Origin of the sequence: Burkholderia sp. AU16741 (genome assembly GCF_002223345.1) — a bacterium.
GTDB classification, from domain to species: Bacteria; Pseudomonadota; Gammaproteobacteria; order Burkholderiales; family Burkholderiaceae; genus Burkholderia; species Burkholderia sola.
Genome location: NZ_NKEZ01000008.1, coordinates 222,865 through 247,803 on the forward strand (window position 1 = coordinate 222,865; position 24,939 = coordinate 247,803).

Annotated in this window: 16 protein-coding genes and 1 pseudogene; 5 read left to right on the forward strand and 12 right to left on the reverse strand. The window is 68.2% G+C overall.

Annotated features, from left to right (window positions below; genetic code table 11):
- Positions 1–83: 83 nt before the first annotated feature.
- The 3 genes from CFB89_RS21455 to CFB89_RS21470 all read right to left on the reverse strand — a co-directional run bounded on the left by CFB89_RS21455 (position 84) and on the right by CFB89_RS21470 (position 6,815).
- Complete coding sequence (locus CFB89_RS21455) at positions 84–1,355, reverse strand: APC family permease (RefSeq protein WP_089469632.1); 1,272 nt, start codon at positions 1,353–1,355, stop codon at positions 84–86.
- Between the two features lie 140 nt (positions 1,356–1,495).
- Positions 1,496–6,004: a DEAD/DEAH box helicase gene (locus CFB89_RS21460; RefSeq protein ID WP_089469633.1), complete on the reverse strand. Its 4,509-nt coding sequence runs from the start codon at positions 6,002–6,004 to the stop codon at positions 1,496–1,498.
- A 286-nt stretch (positions 6,005–6,290) separates the two neighbouring features.
- Positions 6,291–6,815 carry a metal-dependent hydrolase gene (locus tag CFB89_RS21470; RefSeq protein ID WP_089469635.1) on the reverse strand — a complete coding sequence of 175 codons (525 nt, stop codon included), beginning with the start codon at positions 6,813–6,815 and terminating at the stop codon, positions 6,291–6,293.
- Between the two features lie 398 nt (positions 6,816–7,213).
- On the opposite strand from CFB89_RS21470, the gene ggt reads away from it, so the two are divergent.
- A complete protein-coding gene (gene ggt / locus CFB89_RS21475; RefSeq protein WP_089469636.1) occupies positions 7,214–8,935 on the forward strand; it encodes a gamma-glutamyltransferase in 1,722 nt (573 codons plus the stop codon).
- A gap of 83 nt (positions 8,936–9,018) precedes the next feature.
- Here the strand turns inward: ggt and CFB89_RS35445 are convergent.
- Positions 9,019–9,205, reverse strand: a pseudogene (locus tag CFB89_RS35445) (alpha/beta hydrolase); the annotation flags it as partial.
- A gap of 270 nt (positions 9,206–9,475) precedes the next feature.
- Between CFB89_RS35445 and ppk2 the strand changes: the two are divergent.
- Complete coding sequence (gene ppk2, locus CFB89_RS21490; protein ID WP_089469637.1) at positions 9,476–10,426, forward strand: polyphosphate kinase 2; 951 nt, start codon at positions 9,476–9,478, stop codon at positions 10,424–10,426.
- Positions 10,427–10,572: 146 nt separating this feature from the next.
- Here the strand turns inward: ppk2 and CFB89_RS21495 are convergent, their stop codons facing one another.
- The 6 genes from CFB89_RS21495 to CFB89_RS21520 all read right to left on the reverse strand — a co-directional run bounded on the left by CFB89_RS21495 (position 10,573) and on the right by CFB89_RS21520 (position 19,474).
- Positions 10,573–11,160 carry a YigZ family protein gene (locus CFB89_RS21495; RefSeq protein WP_089469638.1) on the reverse strand — a complete coding sequence of 196 codons (588 nt, stop codon included), beginning with the start codon at positions 11,158–11,160 and terminating at the stop codon, positions 10,573–10,575.
- A 461-nt stretch (positions 11,161–11,621) separates the two neighbouring features.
- On the reverse strand, positions 11,622–13,796 hold the full coding sequence (locus tag CFB89_RS21500; protein ID WP_089469639.1) for a TonB-dependent siderophore receptor: 2,175 nt from the start codon (positions 13,794–13,796) through the stop codon (positions 11,622–11,624).
- A 180-nt stretch (positions 13,797–13,976) separates the two neighbouring features.
- Positions 13,977–16,001, reverse strand: a complete 2,025-nt coding sequence (gene fhuB / locus CFB89_RS21505) for a Fe(3+)-hydroxamate ABC transporter permease FhuB (RefSeq protein WP_256979734.1) — start codon at positions 15,999–16,001, stop codon at positions 13,977–13,979.
- The gene (locus CFB89_RS21510; protein WP_089469640.1) at positions 15,994–16,968 is read right to left on the reverse strand and encodes an iron-siderophore ABC transporter substrate-binding protein; all 975 of its coding nucleotides are present in this window, start codon (positions 16,966–16,968) and stop codon (positions 15,994–15,996) included. Before CFB89_RS21510 ends, fhuB begins: the two co-directional genes overlap by 8 nt.
- The gene (locus tag CFB89_RS21515; RefSeq protein WP_089469641.1) at positions 16,965–17,795 is read right to left on the reverse strand and encodes an ABC transporter ATP-binding protein; all 831 of its coding nucleotides are present in this window, start codon (positions 17,793–17,795) and stop codon (positions 16,965–16,967) included. The genes CFB89_RS21510 and CFB89_RS21515 overlap by 4 nt, the downstream gene beginning before the upstream one ends.
- Positions 17,792–19,474, reverse strand: coding sequence for a cyclic peptide export ABC transporter (locus CFB89_RS21520; protein WP_089469642.1), 1,683 nt, complete (start codon positions 19,472–19,474; stop codon positions 17,792–17,794). The genes CFB89_RS21515 and CFB89_RS21520 overlap by 4 nt, the downstream gene beginning before the upstream one ends.
- A 219-nt stretch (positions 19,475–19,693) precedes the next feature.
- Between CFB89_RS21520 and CFB89_RS21525 the strand changes: the two genes are divergently transcribed.
- The gene (locus CFB89_RS21525; protein WP_089469643.1) at positions 19,694–20,479 is read left to right on the forward strand and encodes a helix-turn-helix domain-containing protein; all 786 of its coding nucleotides are present in this window, start codon (positions 19,694–19,696) and stop codon (positions 20,477–20,479) included.
- 361 nt (positions 20,480–20,840) lie between these two features.
- Here CFB89_RS21525 and CFB89_RS21530 read toward each other — a convergent pair whose 3' ends face one another.
- The gene (locus CFB89_RS21530; protein WP_089470555.1) at positions 20,841–21,698 is read right to left on the reverse strand and encodes a LysR family transcriptional regulator; all 858 of its coding nucleotides are present in this window, start codon (positions 21,696–21,698) and stop codon (positions 20,841–20,843) included.
- A 129-nt stretch (positions 21,699–21,827) separates the two neighbouring features.
- Here CFB89_RS21530 and CFB89_RS21535 point away from each other — a divergent pair, with 129 nt between their 5' ends.
- Together CFB89_RS21535 and CFB89_RS35450 are read left to right on the forward strand one after the other, a co-directional pair.
- Positions 21,828–22,406: a DUF4865 family protein gene (locus tag CFB89_RS21535; RefSeq protein WP_089469644.1), complete on the forward strand. Its 579-nt coding sequence runs from the start codon at positions 21,828–21,830 to the stop codon at positions 22,404–22,406.
- Positions 22,406–22,528 carry a hypothetical protein gene (locus tag CFB89_RS35450; RefSeq protein WP_256979735.1) on the forward strand — a complete coding sequence of 41 codons (123 nt, stop codon included), beginning with the start codon at positions 22,406–22,408 and terminating at the stop codon, positions 22,526–22,528. The genes CFB89_RS21535 and CFB89_RS35450 overlap by 1 nt, the downstream gene beginning before the upstream one ends.
- 80 nt (positions 22,529–22,608) lie before the next feature.
- On the opposite strand, the gene CFB89_RS21540 is transcribed toward CFB89_RS35450, so the two are convergent.
- Positions 22,609–24,810: a glycoside hydrolase family 3 C-terminal domain-containing protein gene (locus tag CFB89_RS21540; RefSeq protein WP_089470556.1), complete on the reverse strand. Its 2,202-nt coding sequence runs from the start codon at positions 24,808–24,810 to the stop codon at positions 22,609–22,611.
- Positions 24,811–24,939 lie beyond the last annotated feature (129 nt).

The window sequence follows — 24,939 nt, forward strand, 5'->3', positions numbered from 1 at the left end:
GTGGGAAACTTTGGTGTTGCAGTCAACGTCGGCCGGCGAGGTGATACTTTCGCGTTTTCAAGCGATGGCGACTGCATTTTGCTCTACGATTGCCCGGCCATCCGCAGATAAAGCAGCGCACCGCCCGCAAGCAGCAGCGGGAACAGGAAGTACCAGCCGGTCGTCATGAACAGCCCGACCACCGCAATCAGCGAAATCCACGCGCAGCGATACGCGATGCCGCCACGCGGCAGCAGTTTCAGCGCGGCCGCCGCGCCGAGCCCGTACACCATCACGAAACATCCGGACGTCACGAGCACGAGCGGCTTCGGCCCGACGTCCGACAGCGCCGTCGCGGCCAGCGCGATGGCCGCGAGCACGGCGATCACGCCGAGGCTGCGGCGCGGCACGCCGCCCACCTGGCTGCCCTGTGCGAGCCATGCGGGCAACGCGCCGTCGCGTCCAAGCGCCGCGCCGAGCTTGGCCGCGCCCGCGAAATACGCGTTCATCGTGCCGAGCGTGAGCAGCAGCGCGGCGGCGGCCGCCAGCGCCTGCGCATGGCCGCCGATGCCGCCCGCGATCAGTTCGGCGAGCGGCGCGCCGGATGCGCCCGCGGAACGCCCGAGCACCGTCACGCTCGCGGCGGCAACCGACAGATACAGGAACCCGACGACCACGACCGCGATGCCGGCCGAGCGCGGCATGTCGTGCGCGGGCCGGCGGAATTCGGCGGCGAGATGCGTGATCGCTTCCCAGCCGGCGAAGCTCCACACGAGCAGCGCGGCGGCCTGGCCGACCGCGAGCCAGCCGTGCGGGGCAAACGGATGCAGGTTCGCGGTGCGCGCGTGCGGCGCCGACGCAAGCACCGCTGCGAGCAGCAACGTAACGAGCAGCGCCGACAACACGAGCTGCATGCGGCCCGACACGGTGACACCGAACGCGTTCGCGGCCGACACGGTCGCGATCAGCGCGGCGGCCGTGACGACGATCGTCGTGTGTCCGCCGCCCGTGACGGCCGCGACGTATGCGCCGCCGAACATCGCGGCGGCCGGCGCGCCGGCCGGCACCGCGAAATAGAAGCACCAGCCGACGACGGCCGCGGCCTTCGGGCCGAATGCGCGCCGCGCGTAGGTCGACACGCCGCCCGCATCGGGATAGCGGGCGCCGAGTGCGGCGAAGGTGGCCGCGAGCGGCCCGGATAGTACGACGAGCGCCGCCCACGCGAGCAGCGAGGCCGGCCCCGCGACTTCGGCGGCGAGCGCGGGCAGCGCGATTACGCCGGTGCCGAGCACCGCGCCGATATAGAGCGCGGCACCCTGAAAAATGGTCAGCGAACCCGCGTGATGGACAACGGGCGAATCGGCATGCGAAGGCATGAGCGGCAGTCTCCGGAAGTCTTGTTTTGTGTGGGCGACGCGCGCAAGCCCGCGCGGTCGATCGTTCGATGCTACCCGAACGATGGCGCTCGCGCGGCCCGGCGATTAGTAGTCGGGTATCGCGTGCGTGTCAGCCGATGTCAGCAGGCGCGCGCGAGCCGCAGGCGTGCGTCCTCGCGCGCGGCGGGCGACAGGTCGGGCGCGTAGTGGAACGTACCCGATACCAGCGATGCGACGGGCACGCCGTCGCGGAACAGCACGCGATTGCCGGCCAGCGCCGGCACCTTGTCGCCGGGCAGCAGCGTGCCGGCGAGATTCAGCGGGTCGGCGCCCGTCACGCACACGTATTGCCCGTCGCCCGGTTGCCGTCGCAGTTCGCGCAGGATCGGGATGGCCTCGGGCAGCGCGAACTGCTCGCCGGCAAGCCCGGCGACGAAGCGACCGCCGCGAATCTCGCCGCGTGCCTCGAGGCGCTGCAGCACGCGCACGAGTTCGCGCCAGCTCGGCAGCCAGTCGGCTTCGCGTTCGAGCAGCCGCCAGAACACGACGCCGTAACGGCGCAGCAGCGTCCACACGATATGTTCGAGCGCGTCCGGATCGGTCGTGGCGAGGCGGCGTTTCGATGCGTGCGCGTCGTCGTCGGGCTGCGAATGACGCTGCACGAGCGCCCAGCGGCCGGCGTCGTCCATCCCGCCGATCAGCGCGCCGCCGCGTCGTGTGCGGGGCGCATACGTCGCGCTGCGCTTGACGGCCGGCTTCAGCAGCGCGCGCAGGCCCGCATAGCTGTCCGCGTTCACGAGGCCGGCCGACACGAGTTCGCCGAGCGCCTGTTCGAGTTCGACGGGCAGCATGTGCAGCTCGTCGAGCAGCGCATCGAAGAACATCGCGCCGTGCGCGGCGAGCGTGTCGCGCACTTGCGTCGCGCGTGCGGATAGCGCCGGTTGTGCATCAGGGTCGCGCAGCGCCTGCCACGCGGAAAGATGGCGGCGCGGCAGCAGCACGATCGGTGTGGTCTTCACGGGCGTACCGGCCGCGCGCGCCGGCGCGCCGATGCGGGTCCACACCAGCTTGCCCGAGCGGCACAGCTCGTCGAGGCCGCCCGCCGTGTAGTCGGTGAGCCGCGCGGGCAGCAGTGCGTCTTCCCACGCGCTTGCCGCGGCCTCGTAGCCTTCGAGCTGTTCGACCACGGCTGCCAGCGCGTCGCGGCCGGTGCCGCGCGTGTCGGGCGTCAGGTGCTGCCAGTGGAACAGGAAGCGCATGAAATCGGCGCGCTCGACCGGCTCGATCTCGCGACGCAGCCGCTTCACCGTATAGCGATGAATGCGTGCGAGCAGGTGACGTTCGCACCATTCGTCGGTCGTCGCGCCCGGCGTGAAGCGGCCGCGCATCACGTAGCCTTCGCGCTCCAGCGCCGCGAGCGCCGTCGCCACCGACGCGGGCGGCAGGCCGAGCGGCGCGGCGATCGCATCGAGCGTCAGCGGCCCGAAGCCGGTGAGCCGCGCGCGGATCACGTCGACGAGCGCCGCATCGGCTTCCCAAGGCTGCGCGCACGCGGCCGGCACCTTGAGCGCCGGTGTCGCGCGGGCGTCCGGGTGCAGCGCGCGCACGCAGACGAGCCGCTCGACCGGCACCCACAGCGCGGCGCCGCCCGGCGTCGCGAGCTTCGTCGCGCGGCGGCGTTCCGCGAGTTCCGCGAGCCGCTCGGGCCAGCCTGCGTGCGCGTGCGCCTCGCTGTCGGCGACGCATGCGAGCGTGAGCAGCGCGTCGTGCATTTCGTCGGCGTCGCGCACGAGCGGCCACGCTTCGTCGCGCACCGCGTCGATCGCGTCGGCGTCGAGCGCGCCGAGATCGTCGGCCGATTCGGGATCGCTCCAGCGGCGCGACTGCACGGCCTGCGTGCGACGCTCTTCGAGCGGCGCATCGTCGAGGAACGCATAGGGCTTCGCGTTCAGGATCTCGGCCGCCAGCGGCGACGGCGCGGGCAAGTCGCGCGCGATGAGTTCGATCGCGCCGCTCTCGATTCGGCGCAGCAGCGCGAGCCAGCCGTCGGTGTCCATCGCATCGTGCAGGCAGTCGTCGAGCGTCTGATCGACGAGCGGGTGATGCGGAATCTCGCGTTCGCCGACGACGTTCTCGAGGCACGCGACCTGATCGGGGAACACGGTCGCGAGCAGATCGTCGCTCTTCATCCGCTGCAATTGCGGCGCCGTGCGCCGGCCGCCGGTGAAGCGCGGCAGCGCGAGCGCGGTGGTCGCGTTCCAGCGCCAGCGCACGCCGAACATCGGCGCGTCGAGCAGCGCCTGGATCAGTACGTGCTCGGCGTTGGCCGAACGCAGGTAGCGCCACACTTCGTCGAGCGCGAAGCTGTGCGCGAGCGACAGCGACAGGATGATCGCGTCGTCGGTCGCGGCGGCCTGCAGTTCGAAGTTGAAGTTGCGACAGAAGCGCTTGCGCAGCGCGAGCCCCCATGCGCGGTTGATCCGGCTGCCGAACGGCGAATGAATCACGAGCTGCATGCCGCCCGATTCGTCGAAGAAGCGCTCCATCACGAGCGTGTCCTGCGTCGGCAAGGCGCCGAGCGCGGCGCGGGTGCGCGCGAGGTAGTCGGCGATCTGGCGGGCCGCGTCCGGCGACAGGTGGAGATCCTCGACGAGCCAGCGCAGCGCCGGCGCAAGACGGCTTTCGGTGGCGGCGAGCGCGGTGCCGCCGGGCGCGTTGTCGGGCGAGGCGGACAGCGCGTCAGTCTCGGTGGCCGCTTTTCGGGGTTTGCCGCGGGTGGTCGTCTTGCCGGCCTCGGTGACGTTCGCGTGCTTCGCCGCATCGGCCCGCGGATGCCGGTCGCCGTCCGCGAACAGCGCGTCGAGCCGCGCGCGCAGCCGGCCGACCGCCGCCGACAGCTCGTCGCTGCGCCCGAGTCCCTCGCCGAGCCAGAACGGAATGCTCGGCGATTGTCCCTGCGCATCCTCCACGCGCACGCGGCCCGTTTCCACCCGAATGATCCGGTACGACTGGTTGCCGAGCTGGAATACGTCGCCGGCCAGGCTCTCGATCGCGAAATCCTCGTTGACGGTGCCGACCTGGATGCCCTGCGGTTCGAGCAGCACCGCGTAGTCGGCCATGTCGGGGATCGTGCCGCCGGACGTCGTCGCGGTCATCATCGCGTTGCGGCGCCCGCGTACGGTGCCGCCGACCACGTCGCGGTGCAGGTACGCGCCGCGCACGCCGCGGCGACTCGTGAACCCTTCGGCGAGCATCTTCATCACTTCGTCGAAGCGTTCACGCGTCAGCCGCGCGTACGGCGCGGCGCGCGTGAAGCTCGCATACAGCGCGTCTTCCTGCCATTCCGTGCACGCGACTTCGGCGACGATCTGCTGCGCGAGCACGTCGAGCGGCGCTTCGGGAATGCGCAGCGCGTCGAGTTCGCCGCGCTGCACGCAGTCGAGCAGCGCCGCGCATTCGACCAGTTCGTCGCGCGACAGCGGAAAGAGCCGCCCCTTCGGCACGCCGCCGACATGGTGCCCCGAGCGGCCGACGCGTTGCAGGAACGGCGCGATGCCGCGCGGCGAACCCACCTGGCAGACGAGATCGACGTCGCCGATGTCGATGCCGAGTTCGAGCGACGCGGTCGCGACGAGCAACTTCAGTTCGCCGCGCTTCAGGCGCTGCTCGGCGTCGAAGCGGTGCTCCTTCGCGAGACTGCCGTGATGCGCGGCGATTGCATCCTTGCCGAGCCGGTCGGCAAGATGGCGCGCCACGCGCTCGGCGGTGCGGCGCGTGTTGACGAACACCAGCGTCGTGCGATGCGCGGCCGCGAGCCCGGCAATGCGGTCGTACACCTGTTCCCACACGTCGGTCGCCATCACCGGTTCGAGCGGCACGTTCGGCAGTTCGAGCGCGAGATCGCGCTCGCGCGTGTGGCCCGTGTCGACGATCGCGCAGTCGCGCGGCGCGTCGGCCGGCCCGCCGACGAGGAAGCGCGCGACCGCGTCGATCGGCTTTTGCGTGGCCGACAGCCCGATGCGCGGCAGCGCGTGGCCGACCAGCGCGTCGAGACGTTCGAGCGATAGCGCGAGATGGCTGCCGCGCTTGGACGACGCAAGCGCATGGATTTCGTCGACGATGACCGAGCGCACGTTCGACAGCATCTGCCGCCCCGACATGGACGACAGCAGCACGTACAGCGATTCGGGTGTGGTGACGAGGATGTGCGGTGCGCGCTTGCGCAGCACGGCGCGCTCGGCCTGCGTCGTGTCGCCGGTGCGCACCGCGGTGCGGATCGCGGGCACCGGCAGACCGAGTTGCGCGAGCGATTCCGCGATGCCGGCGAGCGGCGCGTCGAGGTTCACGTGGATGTCGTTCGACAGCGCCTTCAGCGGCGACACGTAGACGACCAGCGTCGCGTCGGGCAGCGTGCCATCGTGCGCGAGCGCATCGCGCACGAGATCGTCGAGCGCGCACAGGAACGCGGTGAGCGTCTTGCCGGAGCCCGTCGGCGCGGCGACGAGCGTCGAGCGGCCTGCCTTGATGTGCGGCCACGCGAGCGCCTGCGCGCCGGTCGGCGCGGCGAACGTGCGGCGGAACCACGCGGCGACGGCCGGGTGGAACACGTCGAGCGCACGGGTGGCAGGGCGGGTAGCTGTGACGTCCATCGGAGCGTTGAAATAGGGTGCGAGCGAGGTGCGACGTGCGGACGCATCGAACGCGAATCGAATCGTCAGTGTGCCAGACGTCGCGCGCGCGTGCCGGGCATGCGTGCCGACGATTGCGATTCAGATGGGGGCCTGCACCGTGCTTTCAATGGGACGGAAAGTTGCGTGCCTGCCGGTACGCGAGCGCGTGCCGAATTGTGTCGAATTGCAACCGGGGGCCAGCCCCACGACTGAATTTTCCCAAACGAGGGATCGTGCGTTATGAGCGTATGAGCGCGAACCGTTCCTAGACGCGCTGCAGCCAGCCGAGCCAGTGTTCGAGCAGCGGCGTACGCGACCACAGCGACTGCGCGAGCCACAGCGTGCCGCCCCAGGCGGCGGCCACCACGATCAGGTCGCAATGCCCGCTGTTCCACAGGTTGAGCGAGTGGCGCTGCCAGATCCACGGTACGCCGAGCGGATTGGGCCAGTCGGCGAGCAGGTGCATCACGCCGCCGCAGGCGAAGCCGAACAGCGGTGCGGCCCACAGCGGATGCGGATGATGGACGAGCCCGTGCCACCCGAGCGCCAGCAGCGCGACCCAGCCGATACCCCAGTGCGTGAGGGTGCGATGCGTGATCCACAGGCGGCGCTTGCGGCTCCACCAGGCGACTTCGAGCCAGTCGGGCGCGGTGCCGCCCGCGACGCCCGCCGCGAACGCGGCGAGCATGCCCGAGTGCCACGGGCCGGTTGCGCCGGTTTGCGCGACGAGGACGGCGGCGGTGACGCCGGCCGCGAAGCCGGACGCGTGATGCGCATTGTGTGATGCCATAGGGAGCGAGACGAAGAAACGTGAAGCGGCGCGTGCACGAAACGATGATGCGGCACGCAAGCGGGGCGCTATCTTCGCAGATCGGCCTGTGCCGCGCGCGGCTCGTTTGCATATTTTTTGGTGCGCAGCGCATGGCATGCCGCGCGGTTCGCAACTTTCGGTTTTGTGCATTGCGCGACGGGGCGCACGGCAGGCGGTGTCGGGCGCTCCACGTGTGCGTCGCGGCGCCGCAACGTGAGCGGCCGCACATACGCGGCACGCTTTCGTCGCGCGTCGCGTGTTCGACCCTTTTTGTGCCCCTATACTACGAAGCCGGCATATGGCTGCCGGCGCGCCAGCGGCCATCCACGGATCAGGTGCTTGTCGTGCCTGAAGGAGATCCACATGGGGGACATGCAATGACTACGCTGAATCGCTTCAAATCATCCGCCGCCGTGCTGGCGACGGTGGCCGGCATCGGTTTCCTGCCGAACGCGCCCGCGTACGCGAAGGGGCCGCAGCCCGCGGTCCTGACGAGCTCGGCGGTGGCGGTCGCCGACAAATACAGCGCGGATGCCGCGGAGCGGATCTTCAAGGAAGGCGGCAACGCGATCGACGCAGCCGTCGCGATCGCGTTCACGCTGGCCGTCACGTATCCGGAAGCCGGCAACATCGGCGGTGGCGGCTTCATGACGATCTACAAGGACGGCAAGCCGTACTTCATCGATTACCGCGAGCGCGCGCCGCTCGCCGCGACGAAGGACATGTACCTCGACAAGGACGGCAACGTCGTCAAGGGGATGAGCCTGTACGGCCCGCGCGCGGTCGGCGTGCCGGGCACGGTCGCGGGCATGTGGGAAGCGCAGAAGCGCTTCGGCAAGCTGAAATGGAAGCAGGTGCTCGCGCCGGCGATCCACTATGCGCGCGACGGCTTCGTCGTCGACGAACAGCTCGCGCAGCGCGGCGTCGACGCATCGAAGGAATTCGGCGGCAAGACCAACTTCGACAAGTACTTCTCCGGGCTGAAGGCCGGCGTGAACTTCAAGCAGCCCGATCTCGCCGACGTGCTGACGCGCATCGCGAACGGCGGCGCGGAAGGCTTCTACAAGGGCAAGACGGCCGAGCTGATCGCCGCGTCGATGAAGACCGGCGATGGGAACGGGCTGATCACGACCGAGGATCTCGCGCAGTATCGCGCGGTGTGGCGCGAGCCGGTACAGGCGAAGTGGAACGGCTATGACGTGATCACCGCGCCGCCTCCGAGTTCCGGCGGCATCGGCCTCGTGCAGTTGCTGAAGATGAAGGCCGACCTCAAGCAGGACTTCGACGGCGTGAAGCTCAACTCGCCGCAGTACATCCACCTCGTCGCGGAAATCGAGAAGCGCGTGTTCGCCGATCGTGCGCAGTATCTCGGCGATCCCGATTTCTACAAGGTGCCGATCGCGCAGCTGACCGACGACGCGTACATCGCGAAGCGCGCGGCCGAGGTCAACCCGAAGGAGCCGTCGGACACGAAGAGCGTGCAGCCGGGCCTCGGCACGACGATGCCGGAGAAGGCCGAAACGACGCACTTCTCGGTGGTCGACAAGTGGGGCAACGCGGTGTCGAACACGTACACGATCAACGGCTATTTCGGCTCGGGCGTGATCGCCGACGGCACGGGCATCGTGCTGAACGACGAGATGGACGACTTCTCCGCGAAGCCGGGCGTCGCGAACATGTTCGGCGTGGTCGGCAGCGACGCGAACGCGATCGAACCGAAGAAGCGCCCGCTGTCGTCGATGTCGCCGACGATCATGACGAAGGACGGCAAGGTGTCGCTGGTGATCGGCACGCCGGGCGGCTCGCGCATCTTCACGTCGATCTTCCAGGTGATCAACAACATCTACGACTTCAGGATGCCGTTGAAGGAAGCGGTCGGCGCGATGCGTTTCCACCACCAGTTGCTGCCGCCGAACACGATCTTCTGGGAGCCGTACCACCCGATCGAAGGCGAACTCGCGAAGCAGATCGAGGCGCGCGGTTACACGCTGAAGGGACAGGATTTCAGCGGCGACATCCAGGTCATCAAGATCGACGGCAAGACGCCGGAAGCGATGGCCGATCCGCGCGGGCGGGGCGTGACGCGGATTATTCGTTGACGTGAAGCGATGCGTGCGCGTCGGCGACAGCGGCCGCGCGCGCCGTTCGGCGGCCGGAGTTTCGATCCGGCTGCCGAATTTTTTCAGCCGGCCGCTCGGATGAAACCCGCGATCCGCGCGGCAATGGCTTCGGGCGCATCCTCGAAGCAGCCGTGCCCGACGCCCGCCCGCCAGCCGCTCGCTCGGCGCGGGCGGGAACAGCGCGGCAAAGAGCGGCAGAAAGTGTTCGGCGCCGAGCGTTCGGTCGGCGTCTGCCGAGATCGCGGGCGCGGCGCACGTATTGCTCGTCGGCCGGAAGACCGGGCTGCCGGTCCGGAAGCTGGCGCTGCGTTCGCAGGACGGCTGCGTTCGGGTCGGAAGATACGGTCGTGTTGCCGCCGCCCGACTGATGCGCGGCGAACCGGAGGGCGTCACGCGGGCGGGCTGGCGTGACGTTCGCGCCCCGCTCCGGACGGGCGTGGCCGCCCGTTTTCATGAATTTGACGCGCGACGCTGGGATAATGGACGAGTTTGGCTGCGTCAATGATGGAAGGAGGCCCCATGGGCGACAACGATACCCGCACCGAGATCGACAACCGCACCGATACGGACCCGATGGAAGCGCGCCAGCGCCGTTTCGAGGAGGATCTCGTCGACGCCTACGACGAGGAACTCGAGATGGAGCTCGACGACCGCCGCTTCGACGACGGCGAGGACCTGCTGTTCTCGCCCGAGCGTCGCGAGGTGCGCAAGGAATATTTCCGCGAGCTGTTCCGGCTGCAGGGCGAGCTCGTGAAGCTGCAGGACTGGGTCGTGAACACCGGGCACCGGCTCGTCGTCATTTTCGAGGGGCGCGACGCGGCCGGCAAGGGCGGTGCGATCAAGCGCATCACGCAGCGCCTGAACCCGCGCGTGTGCCGGGTGGCCGCGCTGCCGGCGCCGAACAACCGCGAGCGCACGCAATGGTACTTCCAGCGTTATGTCGCGCATCTGCCGGCTGGCGGCGAGATCGTGCTGTTCGACCGCAGCTGGTACAACCGCGCGGGCGTCGAGCGCGTGATGAATTTCTGTACCGACGACGAGTACGAGGAATTTTTCCGGTCGGTGCCCGAGTTCGAGAAGATGCTCGTGCGCAGCGGGATCCAGATCGTCAAGTACTGGTTCTCGATCACCGACCACGAGCAGGAGCTGCGCTTCCAGAGCCGGATCGCGGATCCGCTGAAGCAGTGGAAGCTGAGCCCGATGGACCTCGAAAGCCGCCGCCGCTGGGAGGCTTACACGGCCGCGAAGGAAGAGATGCTGCAGCGCACGCATATTCCCGAGGCGCCGTGGTGGGTCGTGCAGGCCGTCGACAAGAAGCGCGCGCGGCTGAACTGCATTCACCATCTGCTCGGCCAGGTGCCGTATCACGAGGTGCCGCGCCCGACGATCGATCTGCCGCAGCGCGAGCATCACGAGGATTACATCCGCCGGCCGGTGCCGGACAACATGATCGTGCCGGACGTTTATTGAGCGGTTCGCCGGGTCGATCGCCATGTGACGAAGCGCGCCGCGGTATGCGGCGCGTTTTTTTTAGGTCTGGCGGAGCGGGGCGGTTCGAATGCATGCAGTACGAGTACAGCGTACGCGCGGGCCGCGCGGGCTGTCGTCGCAACGGCTCAGAGATCAGGAAACCCCGAGCGCCCCTGCGTCAGATCGAACAGTTCGGCTCTTGCCGCGGCTTCGGCCGTTTCCGGCAGCTTGATCACGAGCTTCACCGTCATTCCGTATGCGCTGTCCACTAGCGCGTAACCGGCCTGTTCGATCCAGCGACGCACGCGCGCCTCTTCCGGGTAGCCGATCTCGATCGCGAGCCGCGTGTACCGAATGCGCTCGACGCGCTCGGCATCGAGCAGCGCCGACGCGATCGCATCCGTGTACGCACGCACCAGCCCGCCCGCGCCGAGCTTCACGCCGCCGTAGTAACGCACGACCGCGCCGAGCACCCCGTCGAGATCGTGATGGCGCAGCACTTCGAGGATCGGCCGGCCCGCCGTGCCCGACGGCTCGCCGTCGTCCGACATGCCCGACTGGCCGCCCGCCAGCAGCGCCCAGCACACGTGTGTGGCCGCCGGGTGCTCGTCGCGCAGGCGTTGCAGGACCTGCATCGCGGCATCGCGGTCCTCGACCGGAACCGCGTACGCGATGAAACGGCTCTTGCGGATCTCGAGTTCGCGGATGTACGAGGTGGCGAGCGAGTAACTCATGCGTCGCGACGCGGAAAGTGGAGGGAAATCAAGGCGATGATGGCTGGTCGATGCTTTTGACGTGGGCCCGGGGACGGATGGATAGCGTCTGCATAAGCGCGGGGCGAAGACGGAATTTTACCGTGGCGCGCGGCGATGCATGACGGCCGGATGCATCCGGCGGACCCGGCGCGATCCATCGGAATTCGCCGTCGTCTTTCGACGAACGGCGCAGGAGGCATCCGCGTTGACGAACGTGCCGGACGGCGAGTTACCGGAAATTGACGCATCGCCCCCGTCGACATTGCGTGGCCGGGCGCTCCTGCCGCCGAGACGCGCGGCACGGTTGTTCGGACCGCATCGCTGCTCGCGACGGCTTCACGAATCGCCGTGAGCCCGGTTCCGCCATGCTATGCCCCGGGCGAGGGCCGCCGGACGATGGGGCCGACCGTCGCGCGGCGTATTCGTCGCGCGGCGGGCACCTAGAAATCCGACCGCACCGTCAACATCACGTTGCGTGCGTCGCCGAATACGCTGTAATAGGTGCTGGGCGGGCGAATGTAGTACCTGCGATTGAACACGTTATTCAATTGCAACGACGCCGTCACGTGCTTGTTGAAACGATATCCCGCTTGTGCGTCGAAAACCGCATAGGCACCCTGTTCGACGCCGCGCGAAATACGCGTTTGCGCGAGCATGCCGCCCCCGAACGAGAATCCGCGCAACGGGCCTTGCGACAGCGTATACCGGGTCCACAGCTTGAACAGATGCTTCGGATCCGTGCCGTCGGTGAGATCGGGCGAGTCGTTCTCGTAGTGTGCGTTCAGATACGTGTAGCCCGCATAGAGATTCCAGTCCGGCGTCGGCTGGCCGGTGAGTTCGAGCTCGATACCCTGATTGCGCGCCTTGCCTGCGGATACGTAATAGAACTGATGGGCAGGGTCGGCCACGGCGCGGTTGGCGTCGTTGATGCGGAACAGCGCGGCGTTCGCATTCAGGCGGCCATCGAGCAGGCTGCTCTTTATGCCCACTTCGTACTGCTCTCCCGAGCGGGGCGGCAGGCCCGGCCCCGAGTACGTGCCTTGCGTTTGCGCATCGAGGAAACGCGCATAGTTGGCATAGGCCGTCAGCGACGGCACGATGTCCCACAGCAAGCCGGCGGACGGCAGGAAGCGATGATCGACCTGTGCGTTGGTCGTCCAGTCCGCGACGCTCGGCAATGTCGACTGCGTGCGGTCTTGCAGGAACGCCTCGCGGCCGCCGAGCACGAGCGTCAGCGGCGTGGCGAGCTTGATACGCGCCTGCGCATAGACGCCGTATTGCACGGTGCGGTGACGCGTGCCGAACGTGTACGGTACGTCCACGGCCGGCACCGCATCGGGATCGTAGAGACTGTAGGCGCCACCGTACGGGCCGCTCAACGCGCGGAAACCCGATTGCGCGCCCGACGTCATCACGGCGTAGTTCGCGCCGATGGTCAGCGTATGCGTTTGCCCCCAGAGGCGGATCGGGCCCGAGACGTTGGTGTCCGTGCCGAACCAGTCATAGCTCGTGCGCTGCCGCTGGTCTCCGAAGCGCGCGAGGCCGTTTGCGGTCGCGCCGGGGCCGGAGTACGCGTAGTAGGCCTTGGAGAGTTCGTGGCGGTAGAACAGCGTGGTCGAGGATTGCCACGCGCTTTCGAACCGATGCACGAGGTTGGCGTTGACCTCTTGCAACGAGGTGTACGCATAGTTCCAGCTCGGACTGAAGTTCCGCGTATATTCGCTCGGCACGCGCCCGGTGAGTGCGGTACGCGTACTGTTCAGCACGCCGCCCGCACCGTAATCGATGCCGGAGATCGGCGAGACCTGATAGCCGCCCGAGAGCGACAGCGTCGTGCGCGGCGTGAGATCCCAATCGAGCGCACCATAGGCCATCACCTCCTTGCTGCGCGTGCGTTCGATGGATTGCATGCCGGTGCCGCCCACGAGAACGGCGCGTCCGCGCAGCGTGCCGTCCTTGTTCAGCGGCCCGGTGACGTCGATCATCTGGCGCACGCTGCCGAACGAATCGACCTGCGTTTCCGTGCCGAGGTGGAACTGATCCTGAGGGCGCTTGCGCACGAGATTGACGACGCCGCCCGGCTCGCCCATGCCATCGATCGAGCCTGCCGGGCCGCGCAGGATTTCGACGCGGTCGTACATCGCCAGATCGAATTGCAACTGGTACTGCAGGCCGCTGAGCGTCGGAACCCCGTCGAATTCAATGCCGAGCTGCGAGCCGCGCGCGCGGAAGTACGCCGTGCCGTCGCCGTAGTCGATCGAACTGACGCCGGTCACGGTGCGCAACGCCTGCTGGATGGTCGTGACGTTCTGGTCGTCCATCCGCTCGCGCGTGAGCACGGAGACCGAGTTCGGCGTCTCCTTGATCGATTGCGCGACTTTTCCGCCGATGGTGGCCCACTTTGCAGCGTAGTTGCCGCTGCCTTCGGTGGTCGCATCGGCGTCCCTTGCGCCCACCACCGTCAAGACGGGCAGCACGTCGCCGACCGGCGCGGGCGTGCCTTGCGCGTTCGCCCACGAGGAGGCGAGGCACAGCGCCGAAAAGGCGAGCGGGGCGCGGCTGCAGCGTCCCGTCGTCGTGGGCCGCGCGCGCGGGTGGTCTATTCTCGTTGTCATGGTTGATCATCCCGAGGTTGAAAAACGTCGAACTGCTTTCTCCCGCCAGCGGCGGGTTGAAAAATGGGGGGGACGATCGTTATCGACGGGCATCTGAAGGGCTCGTCTATCTTTGAATCAATGCACTACCGAACAGCTGCCGGACCGACATCGTGGTCGATCTGGCGACCCGTGACGCAATTACCGCCGCAACCCGCGCAGCATCACGAGCGCGATGAGCCATGGTCCGCCGAGCAGCGTGGCGACGAGGCCGGTCGCGATTTCCTGCGGAAAAGCGATCTGCCGCCCGAGCCAGTCCGCCGCCACCATCAGCAGCGCGCCGAGCGTTGCGGCCAGATAGAGCTGCGGCACGGGGCGGCGTGCACCGGAAAACCGTGCGATATGCGGCGCGATCAGCCCGACGAACGACAACGGCCCGACGATCACGGTAGCCGCCGCCGTCGACAGGGCCGCCAGCAGCAGCAAGGCGAAGCGTGCGCGACCCACGGGCACGCCGACGCTCGCCGCGACGTCCGTGCCGAGCGCAAGCGCGGCGAGCCAGCGTCCGGTCAGCGGTGCGACGGCGAGCGTGAGGAGCGCCAGTGCCGCGACGCTCCATGCGATGTCGGGCGCGACGTAGTAGGTCGAGCCGATCAGCAGATCGACGAGCACGCCCGCGCGCGGATCGCCGCTTGACATCAGCGCGCCGACTACCGCGTTGAACAGCGCACTGATCGACAGCCCGACGAGCAGCAGGCGCTCGGGCGCGAATCGCGCGCGCCGTCCGAACCAGACGAGCAGCACCAACGTCGCCAACGTGCCGGCCACGCAGCCTGCCACCAGCGCGGCGGGGACGAGGCGGTGACTCATGAACAGCACGGCGACCATGCCGAACATGCCGCCGGAACCGACGCCGAGCACGTCCGGACTCGCCATCGGATTCGCGCTCATGCGTTGCAGCAGGGTTCCCGCGACTGCGAGCAGAGCGCCCGCCGCCAGCGCCGCGACGAGGTGGGGTACGCGCCAGAACAGCAGGCTTTCGATTTGCGTGAGCGTTGCGACGCTCGTGCCGGTGGGGCCACGAGAGACCGCCAGCGACAGCAGGCATGCGAGCGGTAGCAGCATGATCCACGCCAGCGCCGTCGCACGAGGCGCGCGACGATCATGCCGGGGGCCTGCTGCGGCATGCGCATCGGGCCGCGTGCGCAAACGGGGCAGCAACCCGACGAGCAACGGCACGCCCACGATCGCGGTCGCGCTTCCGGTCGCGATCACGTGCGCGGAAAACATGTCGGCCCGCGCGACCGCGCGCACGATTTCATCGGTCAGCCACAGCAGCGCCGCACCGATGAGCGGCGACCACACGAGTCGCGCGCGCCACTGCCGCGCGCCGGCCAGGCGGCCCAGCAACGGCGCGGCCAGGCCGATGAAGCCGATGACACCCACTTCGGCGACCACGAACGCCGTGAGCGCGACCGCGACGAACAGCGCGGCGCCGCGCACCCATCCGACCGCGACACCGAGATGGCGCGCTGTCGTGTCGCCTGCATCGAACAGACTCAGCGGGCGACAGAGCAGCGCGGCGCCGCCCGCGCAGGCGGCGAGCTGCATGCCCAGATGCAGCGTCGGTTGCCAGCCGTTCTGGTCGAGCGCGCCGCCGCCCCAGATCTGCAAGCCCGCAAGCCTGTCGAAATGCACCACCGAGATCGCGAGACTGATTGCGCCGCAGTACATGTTCACCACCATGCCGCCGAGGATCACGCCGAGCGGCGACATACGTTGCACCCATGCCAGCCCGAACACCACGAGCATCGCGGCCGCGCCGCCCGCAAGCGCCAGTGTGCTTCGACCGACGGCCAACCAGCCGGGCATCCAGATCGTCGCGACGGACAGCGTGAGATACGCGCCGGGGAACACCCCGAGCGTCATGGGTTCCGCGAGCGGATTGCGCAGCACCTGTTGCATCAGCGCACCCGCCAGGCCGAGCGCGGCGCCGCACAGCAGCGTCATCGCGACGCGCGGCAGCAGGCTGTAGTGGACGAGCAAGGCTCCCACGTCCTGCGTGTCGGCGGTGGCCGCGAGCGCGCGCCACAAGGGCGTGCCCGCCAGTGCGCGATGCACGTCCGTGGCGGTCAGGCACGCGGCCAGTACGACCATGGCGCCGACCAGCGCCAGGCGCCGATCGCTCGTCCGCGCGGCGGGTCCGGCCAGCACGAGGTTACGCAAGGCCGCCTCCGTCGTGCTCCGGTGTGGCGAGGGCGATCGAGACGGCCGCGGCGAAGCGGCGCATCGACACGAGTCCGCCGAAGGCCGCGATCACCGGCAGCACCGCGACGCGTTTCTCGCGCACGGCTGGCAGCGCGCGCCACAACGGGTTTTGGTTCAGCGCGGCACGCACGGCGGCGCGCAGCGGACCGATCAGCAGAATGTCCGCGTGCGGGACGTCGAACAGGCGCTCCAGCGCGACGGTGGCTGAACCGGTCACGGAGGTGCGCCACGGCGTGGAGGCCGCACGGCTCGTCGCGTCGCGAGGATGGGCAGCATTGTCGACACCGATGCGCGCGAGCACGTCGTCGAACAGGCTACCCGTGCCATAGACGCGAAGATGTCGCTCGTCGAGTGCTTCGGCGACGATCACGGCTCGCGCCGGGCGAGCTCCGGTGTTCGCGATCCGGGCGGCCACCGACACGAACTCCCGTTGCGCGGCGGCGATCAGCTCGGTGGCGCGTTGCGGCGCGTCGATCGCGCGCGCCATCGCGGATGTCTCGTCGCAGAGTACCTCGAGAGGCCGTGCAGCGTTCATGTATGTGCCCAGCGTGAGCGTCGGCGCGATGCGTCGTAGCGGCGTCATCAACGCCGCATGCGCTGGCGTGACGATGATGAGATCCGGCGCGAGCGCCAGCAGCACTTCGAAATTCGGCTGATAGAGCAGGCCGACGTCGGCGACGCCGGGCGGCAACGGCGGCGTCACGATGCCGCTCGCGTACCAGTCGGGCAACGGAATGCCGACGGGCGCGCGCCCGAGCGCGAGCAGCGTTTCCGTGAGTTCCCAGTTGAGCACGACGATGCGGTGCGGGACCCGTGTGGCCGCCGCAGCGACGCATTGCGCGGAGAGCTGGGGGCCCAGGCCGGCGAGCGCGGCGAGCGCGACGAGCAGTTGCCGGCGGCGCGGATTGGCAACGAGCAGCTTCATGCCGGAAACCCCAGACGCCGTCCGCTGACCGGATCGGCGCTCACGCGCATCGGTACGCCGTAGATCGATTCGAGGTGCGCCGGGTCCATGATGTCGGCGGCGTGCTCGCGCATCAGCAGGCGGCCTTCGCGCAGCGCGACGATACTGTCGCAGAACCGCGCGGCCATGTTCACGTCGTGCAGAACGACGACGGCGCTCATCGCCCGCGTCGCGCAGAGCGTGCGCACGAGTTCGAGCACGGAGAGCTGATGGTTGAGGTCGAGCGCCGACGTCGGTTCGTCGAGCAGCATGCAGCGGCAGTCCTGTGCGACCAGCATCGCCAGCCATGCACGCTGACGCTCGCCGCCCGACAGTACGTCGACGGGACGATCGGCATGACGGAGCACATCCGCTGCACGCATCGCGTGCTCGACGTGCGCGGCGTCTTCTTCCCCGAAGCGTCCGAGCGCGCCATGCCACGGATAACGCCCGAGGGCCACCAGTTCGTGCACGGTCATGCCGTCGGTGGGCGGCGTCTGCTGCGGTAGATACGCGACCTGACGCGCGAACTGGCGTGCGCCCCAGCCGGCGAGCGGCTTGCCCGCGTAGTGAATCGTGCCGGCAGTGGGAGCGAGCTGGCGAGCGAGCAATTTGACGAGCGTGGATTTGCCCGAACCGTTGTGCCCGAGCACCCCGGTCACGCATGCGGGTTCGATCGCGAGATCGATCGCTTGCAGCAGCGGACGGCCGCCGGCGACGTACGACACGCGTTCGAGCGAGAACGTCGCGGCATTGCCGGTGTTGCCGCAGGTGGCGCCGGCTGCTTCGTCGCGCACGATGTGGCTCATGCCGCGCTCGCCATGTCGCTGCCGCCCGTACGCCGCGCATTGTCCGGGCCGGCCGTGTTCGCGGTCATCGCGGCGATTCGCCCGTTCTCGAGCTTGACGAGGCGGTCGGCGAGATCGAAGTAGCGATCGTCGTGCGTGATGACCAGCACGGTCTTGCCGTTCGCCTTCAGCGCGGGCAAAAGCGTCCGATAGAACACGTCCTTGAAGGCCGGGTCCTGGTCGGCGGCCCATTCGTCGAAGACGTAGAACGGTCGGTCCTCCAGAAAGGCGACCAGCAGCGCGAGGCGCTTGCGCTGACCTTGAGAAAGGGCGAGCGTGGAGAACGTGCCGCGCTCGATGCGCACCTTGTGGTCGAGTTGCAGCGCGACGAGCAACGCACGCGCCATTCCTTCGCGTTCGCCGGTCAGGCCGAGCAGCGAATCGAACAGATGAAAATCGCTGAAGACCACCGAAAAACGCTGTCGATACTTGGCACGCGTCGCGTCGTCCACGGCGACGCCGTCGACGAGCAGGCGGCCGCGCTCGGGCGCGTAAAGGCCGACGAGCAGCTTCGCGAGCGTGGTCTTGCCGCTGCCGTTGCCGCCGACGAGATACACGAGCTCTCCCGCATCGAACGTCAGGTCGATGGGCCCGAGCGTGAACAGGCCGTCGTCGCTTTCGCGCACATAGCGATGTTCGACGCCTTCGAACACGATGCGCGAGAATCCTTCGGCTGGGGCCGGTGCGGTGGCGGAATCGGCGTGATTGCCCGGTTCGGCCGGCAGCGCCGCTTCGAGCTCGCCGATGCGCTCGAACGCAATGCGGGCCGAGCTGAGCGACGGCAGCGCCGCGAGGAGCCCTTCGACCGGCATGATCAGATAGAGGAACACGAGCGCGTAGCCCGACATGACGTGCGCGTCGGCGCCGAACAGATGCGCGAGCACGAAAGTCGTCAGGCCGACGAAGCCGAACAGCAGCAAATTGCCCCAGCTTGCCGCGAGCGCGTGCAGCACGTAGCCGCGCGTGCGCTGCACGCGCACCGCTTCCACGTGCGGGGCGAGCTCGCTGCCGACGAACGCGTTCGCGCGCGCGCGATGCAGCTTGAGTTCCTTGGCGCCATCGAACAACGCACGAAACTGGCTCAGCAGCTTGTCCTCGCGGTGGCGCGATGCGCGCAGATGACGTAGCGCCCGGGTGCTCACCCGCTGTGTGCCGAGCGTGCCGGCGCCGAGCACGCCCAGCGCGACCACGAGGATCGGCAGCGACAGCGTGCCGAGGTATGCGAGACAGCCGACGATCACGGCGCCCTGCATCGCAATGGAGGGCAGGCTCACGAAGAACACGACGATGCTGTCGAGATCCTGGGTCAGCGCGCCCATCGCACGGGCCGAGCCGCACCGCTCCAGATCGCGGAACGACGCGGCGGTAATGCGTCCGATCGTCTGCATGCGCAGTTGCGCCTTGACGCGTTGACCGAGATACATGAATAGCGCCTGCGAGCCGATGCGTGTCACGAGCACGAGTGCGGCGAGCAGGGCGAAGCGCATGCCCAGCTCCATCAGCTGTGTGCCCGACGCTTGCAACGCCTGATTGATGAGTGCCACGAGCGCCGCGTTCGCGAAGCCGCTCGCGAGACTCGTGAGCAGCGCGACGGGCAGCAGCCAGCGTGAATAGCGGATCAATGAGGCAATCAGAGGCATGAGTCGTCGAAGGTCGTGCGGACGTGCTGGTGGCACGTGTGGTGTCTCATATATGAGAATGAGACGTATTAAAAGTAGAGGGCAGGATTCGGCCGTAGCCATTGATGGATAAGGAGATTAATGCCTCACGCAGTCGAAAGGTAGACAGGCAATATCGATTTTTTGACAAAATTTGGTAAATCTGAAATATCATGGCTCACTTCCTTTCGACCGACCCCGATGAAGGCCTTTCTGCTCAAGCGCTATCCGCTGGCGCGGGTGCCGCTACCGCGCCAAGTGGCCGCCACCCTCGTGAATTACCGTCAAGGCGAACGCGTTGCCTGGCATCAGCATCGCCATGGCCAGCTCGTCTTTGCCGCCAGGGGCGTCGTCCGCGTGCTCACGCCGGCCCGCACATGGACGCTCCCGCCGTCGCGGGCGGTGTGGCTGCCGTCGGACGTCGATCACGAGCTGCACGCGGTGGGCGAAACCGCGCTATGCAGCGTCTATGTGGAGCCCGAAGTATTTCCGTGGCCCTGGGAAGAACCGGCGGTCATCGCCGTGTCGGTGTTGCTGCGGGAGCTCGCGCTCACGGTCGTCGACGGCGCGGATACTTATACGGCCACGAGCCGTGCCGGGCTCGCCGCGTCGTTGCTGATGAAAGTGCTTGCGGAAACGCCGAGCCTCGCCGAGCCCGGTGTGCCTCTGCCGCGCGACGAGCGCCTGCTCAAGCTGTGCGAGCACATGATGAACGACCCCGCGAGCGATCTCACACTGGACTTCTGGGGCCAACAATTCGGCGCGAGCGGCCGTACGCTCGCGCGCCGGCTGCATGCCGAGACGGGGCTGACGTTCGTGGCCTGGCGGCAGCAGATGCGCGTCGCGGAAGCGATCACACGCCTCGCGCTCGGCCAGTCGGTGGCGCGGGTGGCGAAAGATCTCGGGTATCGCAGCGCGAGCGCGTTCATTGTCATGTTCCGACGGATCACGGGCGCATCGCCGCAGCGATATCTCGCCGCGAGCTGAGCACGCGTGATTCGGGCCGGCCTGGCGATGCAGCGACCGCCGTCGGCGGCGGATGGATTCAGCTGCGTCGACGTTGAAACGGCCGCGGTGTCGACGCGCTCGGGGAACAGACACGCCTTCGATGCCTCTTGCTTCCTGTCCCCGGAAGGTTCGGCGCGGGCGTCGTCGCAGCAGCCGTGTCGGAGGGGGCCGTGATTCCGGCAAATCAAATTGAACGGCGAGTGCTCGATAACGAGCCAGCGCCCACGATCGGGGATCCTCGATCGTTGGAATGAATCATCCCTGCGGCGGTCTTCGGTCGCGACAGCGCGGAGCAGGGCGCGTACTCGTCGAGAACAGGATTTCGATGCCGCGCGCGGCCTCACCGCACACCGACCGACGACCGTAGCGCCGCCCCCAGCGTGCGCAGCGCCTGCCGGGCGCGCGCATCGGTCAGGCTCGAGTAGAGCACCACGTCGCGCGTCGGCAGCGGCGGCAGTCCGTAGCGCGTTCCCACGTCGACGGTGCCGGCGGGTGCTACGCGATGCCCGAGCGCCGCGACGGCCAGGCCCGCGGACACCGCCGCACCGATCGTCGCCACGCCGCCGCCGACAAACACCTCCGTCCACGCGACGCCGGCTTCGTCCAGCGCGCCGACCGCCATGCGGCGCACGCTGCACGGCTCGGCCTGCGTGGCGAGCCGCAGCGGTTGCGGCGGATGGTATTCGAAATCGGCCGCCGCCATCCAGCCGAACGACTCCGACAGGATGGTTTCGCCGTCGAGCCGCCGGCTGTCGTGCTGCAGCGCCACGGCCGCATCGAGCTGGCCGCGATCGAATGCGTCGAGCACGTCGCGCGAGGCGGCGACGCGGATCTCCAGCACGAGCGCCGGCTCCGCTTCGCTCATCCGTCGCAGCAGCATCGGGAGATCGGCGCCGACGACATGGTGGCTGACGCCGATCACCAGCCGTCGCTGGCTCGTGCCGAACGCGCTGATTGCGCCGTGGTGGGCGGCCACCAGTTCGCGCGCCGGCTCCAGGAACGCGGTGCCGTCGGCCGACAGGCGAACCTGCCGCGGCGTGCGTTCCAGCAGGCGGCGGCCGAGCCCGTCTTCCAGCCGCTTGATCTTCAGGCTCACCGCGGACTGCGTGGTGTCCAGTGCTTCCGCTGCTCGCGTGAAGCTCTTGAGATCGGCGGTCAGCACGAATGCCTGGACGGCTTCGATGTCGAGCGTTTTCATCGCACCCTCGGTCATTTCGAAATCGAATCATTGAAATATTCTGCCATCGTATTTTCAAATGGTTCAAGGTCCTCTACGCTGCTTTCATGTCGTCCGGAATGCCGTCCGTTTCCTTGCCAGGAGTCGATCATGCTGACCGCGTACTATGCGCACCGCCTGCCGGCGGACTACGACCTCGACGTCATTCGCCAGCGCGTGCGCGAGCGCGGCCGCCTGTGGGACGACACGCCGGACCTGCTGTTCAAGGGATTCCTGCTGCGTGAGGCGGGCCGCCACGGCGCGACGGAAAACGGTTACGCGTCGTTTTACCTGTGGCGCAACGAACAGGCGTTCGCGCGGTTCGTGACGGACGGCCGCTATCGGGCCGTGACGGACGGCTTCGGCCGTGCGCCGATCGACACCCAGGTCGCGCTCGATGCGCGCAAGGGCCGTGCGTCGACGGGACGTTTCGCGCGTCTGGAAACGATCGAGATTCCGGCGGACGCCGATCTCGATGCGGCACTGGCGCGGGAGATCGCGCGCAATCGCGACGCGGCGGCTCGGCAGGGCGTGGTCGCGGCGGCCGTCAGTCTCGATCCGCTGCGCTGGCGGCTGACGCGTGCGCTCGTGACGGAACATGAACCGGTCGACGGCGGCGCGGGCACGGTGTACCAGGTTCTGCATCTGGCGAGGCCGCTGCTCGACACACTGGAAGCGGGCAGCGTGTAATGGCCGGCATCGTGTCGCGACTGCCGGCCGGCGTGGTGATTGCCGCGCATCTGGCGGGTGTGGTGGCGGGCATCGCCGCGATTGCGGCGCTTGCGACGATGCTCGCGCTGCTGTTCAGATAACGCGCTTCAGCGCAGTGGTGGTTCACGAGGGGCGCCGCGCATGCGATGCACGGCGCCCCGGTCGCTTCATCGCGGCTTGCTCAATGGCCCTGCAAGCGGATGTCGCGCGACGACGCGCCGACATACACGGTTCCGCCCGGCACGACCTTCCATCCGTTGCGCGATGTATCCCAGACGCTCTGCATCCGCGGCGAAACGGTCACGCGCACACGCCGCGCCTCGCCCGGATTCAGCCGGATCTTTTCCCAGCCGACCAGCCGCTTCGGCGGCTCGTCCTTGTACGGCACGCCGAGATAGACCTGCGGTATTTCCGCGCCGGCCACGCGCCCGTCGTTGCGCACGGTGAACGCGACGCTCAGCGAGCCGTCCCATTGCTTCGATACCGACAGACCCGAATACGCGAAGTGCGTATACGACAGGCCGTAGCCGAACTCGAACATCGGCTTGATGTTGCGCGCGTCATACCAGCGGTAGCCCATGTCCAGCTTTTCCGCGTACACCGGGTCGGTGTCGAACGTGCCGTTTTGTCCCCACGTCGGCGAGTCCTGATCGCGCGCCGGGAAAGTCACGGGCAGCTTGCCCGACGGATTGACCGCGCCGAACAGCACGTTCGCGATCGCCTTGCCGCCGGCTTCGCCCGGATACCACGCCTCGACGATGGCCGACACGTTGTCCTTCCACGGCATCAGCACCGGGTTGCCGCTCTGGACGACGACGATCGTATGCGGATTCGCGCGCGCGACGGCTTCGACGAGCGCATCCTGGTTCGATGGGTTCGCGAGGCTCAGGCTCTGCAGATCGCCGAAATCCTCGCCGGCCGGCTGCGCGACCACGACGACCGCGACATCCGAGCGGCCCGCGAGCGCCGCGGCCTGATCGATTTCCTGCTGCGTGTACGCGCGGAACGGCGACTGCTGATCGCTGTTGCCCGCATACGTGACCTGCGCGGCCGGCGCCAGCGCGCGGATCGCCGCGACGATCGGCACGTCGACCTTGAGCCACGGATTGCGCCACCAGCTGCACCCGGTCGACGACCCGAACGTGAGGCCACCGCAGCCGGCGAACGAACCCGATACCGGGTCGCGCGTGTTGCCCGAGCCGCCGCCGGACAGCACGGCCGCATCCGCATGGCCGCCGATCACGGCGATACGCGACAGCGCCGACGCGACGAGCGGCAACTGGTTTCCATCGTTCTTCAGCAGAACGATCGACTGCTCGGCGGCCGCCTGCGCGAACCGGTTGCCGGCCGCGAAGTCGATCGTGCCGCCGCCCTGGGCCGGATCGTCCATCACGCCGACGCGGATCATCACGGCGAGCTTGCGTCGCACCATGTCGTCGAGGCGGGCGGTCGACACCGAGCCGTTCGCGATCGCCTGCTTGACGGCCGCCGGCGTCAGGTACACGCTCGGCCCGACGTCTTCTTCCTCGTCGAGGCCGGCGTTGATCGCGGCGGCGGTGCTGTGCGTGGCGCCCCAGTCGGACTGCACCTGGCCCTGGAAGCCCCACTCGTTCTTCAGCACGTCGTTCAGCAGGTGAGGGTTCTCGCACGCATAGGCGCCGTTCAGGCGGTTGTAGCTGCACATCACGCTGCCGGGCCGGCCGCGCTTCGCGGCGATCTCGAACGGGAGCAGGTACAGCTCGCGCAACGTGCGTTCGTCGATCTGCGTATTGCCGCCCATCCGGCCGTGCTCTTGCTCGTTGCCCGCGTAGTGCTTGATCGTGGCGATGATTTTTTGCCGCTGCGTGGCGAGCGTGCGTTCGGCGAGCAGGTCGCCGGCGAGCAGCGGATCCTCGCCGAGATACTCGAACAGGCGGCCGCCGCGCGGCTCGCGCGCGAGGTTGGTGCCGCCGGCGAGGCCCATGCCGAATCCTTGCGCGCGCAACTGGATCGCGACCTGCTTGCCGAAGTCGTACGACAGCCGCCGATCCCAGCTCGCGGCGACCGCGATCGTGGCCGGAAACGTCGTGCTGGCCTGCGACGTGCTGCCGGAGCCGGTCGCCGAATCGACCATGTTGAGATCGGGAATGCCGAGCCGCGGCACGCCCTGGATGTAGCCGGCGCCGCCGCCCGGCACCTTCAACATTTCGTATTGCGAATGAATGAATTGAAGTTTTTCGTCGAGCGTCATCTTGCGCACGAGCAAGTCGGCGCGCCGTTGCGCGGCGGCCGACGCGAACGTGTCGGTCGCGTCGCCCTGCGCATTGAAATCGGCGTCGCCGGCGTAGGCCGTGGTGCAGAGGGTCGCTGCCAGCACGACGGCCGGCCAGAGTGTGTCCCGCATGTTGCTCTCCATGATCGTATTGCCGGTTGTTCGAATGATGTCTGGAGCTGCGTACGCCCGATGGATTCGCACCGGACGCATTCGGCTGGCGATGCAGGATGGTGGCGCGTCGGCATGCCGGCCAGGCGG